At 46.9% G+C, this 2895-nt stretch carries 1 rRNA gene; it reads right to left on the bottom strand.

Annotated elements, in window-relative coordinates:
- A 23S ribosomal RNA gene (locus tag FJM08_RS03145) occupies positions 1-2895 on the bottom strand.

Below are 2895 nucleotides of genomic sequence, written 5' to 3'. Positions count from 1 at the left end.
CTATTAAACCGTTCAATTTATTAGTACTGGTCAGCTGAATGCATTGCTGCACTTACACCTCCAGCCTATCAACCTCATAGTCTATAAGGAATTTAAAGGGAATACTCATCTTTGAGGGGGCTTCCCGCTTAGATGCTTTCAGCGGTTATCCCTGCCGCACTTGGCTACCCAGCTATGCTTTTGGCAAAACAACTGGCACACCATCGGTGCGTCCACTCCGGTCCTCTCGTACTAAGAGTAGCTCTCATCAATATTCCAACGCCCACATCAGATAGGAACCAAACTGTCTCACGACGTTTTGAACCCAGCTCGCGTACCGCTTTAATGGGCGAACAGCCCAACCCTTGGAACCGACTCCAGCTCCAGGATGCGATGAGCCGACATCGAGGTGCCAAACCTTCCCGTCGATGTGATCTCTTGGGAAAGATAAGCCTGTTATCCCCGGGGTAGCTTTTATCCGTTGAGCGACGGCCTTTCCACAAAGAACCGCCGGATCACTAAGTCCTGCTTTCGCACCTGCTCGACTTGTAGGTCTCACAGTCAATCACACTTCTACCTTTATGCTCTAAGATACGGTTTCTGACCGTATTGAGTGTAACTTTGAACGCCTCCGTTACCCTTTAGGAGGCGACCGCCCCAGTCAAACTACCCACCACACACTGTCCTCTTGCCAGATAATGGCAACAAGTTAGAAGTTCAATGTAACAAGGGTGGTATTTCAACGGTGACTCCACTTAAACTAGCGTTCAAGCATCATAGTCTCCCACCTATCCTACACATGTTAAATCAAACTCCAATATGAAGTTATAGTAAAGCTCCACGGGGTCTTTTCGTCTAGATGCGGGTCTCCGGCGTCTTCGCCGGAACCATAATTTCACCGAGTCCAATGTCGAGACAGTTAAGAGATAATTACTCCTTTCGTGCAGGTCAGTATTTAGCCGACAAGGAATTTCGCTACCTTAGGACCGTTATAGTTACGGCCGCCGTTCACCCGGGCTTCACATCAATGCTTCGCAAATGCTAACACCTTTGCTTAACCTTCGGGCACTGGGCAGGAGTCACCCCATATACATCGTCTTACGACTTAGCATAGAGCTGTGTTTTTGATAAACAGTTCCCCCTTACTATTCACTGCGGCCCACTTTTTAGGGTGGGCATCCCTTCTTGCGAACTTACGGGATGATTTTGCAGAGTTCCTTGACATTGGTTTTCTCGCTCGCCTTAGAATACTCATCTTGGGGACGTGTGTCCGTTCTCGGTACGGGTTTCACAAAATTTAAGTTAGAAGCTTTTTTAAGAGGTATGGAATCATCCAATTCGCTACTTAGTTGCCCGTTTGCTATGCATCGTAACTCCCAGTTAAGCCATGCGGATTTGCCTACACGACCCAGTCATTATTTACCCCACAATCCAGTAAGTGGTAGTATTATCCTCCCCCGTCACTCCATCACATGTCTAGAAAGTACAGGAATATTAACCTGTTGTCCATCGGCTACGCCTTTCGGCCTCGTCTTAGGACCCGACTAACCCTGGGTGGACGAACCTTGCCCAGGAAACCTTCCCCAATAGGCGTCAGAGATTCTCACTCTGAATCGTTACTCATACCGGCATTCTCACTTGTAAGCGCTCCACCAGTCTTCACGGTCTGGCTTCAATGCCCTTACAACGCTCTCCTAACGCATTTCTGCCCGTAGCTTCGGTATTGTGTTTTAGTCCCGTTGAATTATCGGCACAGAGTCTCTCGACTAGTGAGCTATTACGCACTCTTTAAACGATGGCTGCTTCTGAGCCAACATCCTAGCTGTTTAAGAAACTCCACAACCTTTCTCACTTAACACAATTTTGGGACCTTAGCTGACGATCTGGGTTGTTCCCCTCGCGTGCATCGACGTTATCACCGATGTACCGACTGCATAGCAATACATGATAGTATTCGGAGTTTGATTATAGTCAGTACGGCTAGGCGCCGCCATTCCATATTCAGTGCTCTACCCCCATCACTTAACACTACACGCTAGCCCTAAAGCTATTTCGGAGAGAACCAGCTATCTCCAAGTTCGATTGGAATTTCACCCCTACCCACAAGTCATCCGGGCACTTTTTAGCGTACTACGGTTCGGTCCTCCACTTAGTGTTACCTAAGTTTCAACCTGCTCATGGGTAGATCACCTGGTTTCGGGTCTATATCAACATACTAAAGCGCCCTATTAAGACTCGATTTCTCTACGGCTTCGCTTTAATCCACTTAACCTTGCATGTTGACATAACTCGCCGGTCCATTCTGCAAGATGTACGCCATCACCCATTAACGGGCTCTGACTAACTGTAAGTAATTGGTTTCAGAATCTATTTCACTCCCCTCTCGGGGTTCTTTTCACCTTTCCCTCACGGTACTAGTTCGCTATCGGTGTCTGGTTAGTATTTAGCCTTACCGGGTGGTCCCGGCAAATTCAGACAGGGTTTCACGTGCCCCGCCCTACTCAGGATACTATTAGAAGACTTATTCATTTCGCTTACGGGAATTTCACCCTCTATGTTTAAGCGTTCCAACTTATTCTGCTATGTTTAAGTTTTGTAACTTCATGTAAATAGTCCTATAACCCCAACAACAAGTGTTGGTTTGGGCTTTTCCCCGTTCGCTCGCCACTACTAAGGGAATCATTCTTTATTTTCTCTTCCTGCTGCTACTGAGATGTTTCAATTCACAGCGTGTCTCTTCATTCGACTATGAATTCATCGATATGACAATTGAGGATTAGCTCAATTAGGTTTCCCCATTCGGAAATCCCCGGATAACAGCTTATTTCCAGCTAACCGAGGCTTATCGCAGGTAATCACGTCCTTCATCGACTTCCAGACCCAAGGCATCCACCAAAAACTCTTATCTTGTTTAAT

The sequence above is a fragment of the Metamycoplasma equirhinis genome, assembly GCF_006385185.1.
GTDB classification, from domain to species: Bacteria; Bacillota_I; Bacilli_A; order Mycoplasmatales; family Metamycoplasmataceae; genus Metamycoplasma; species Metamycoplasma equirhinis.
This window is presented reverse-complemented; position numbering and strand designations above follow the sequence as displayed.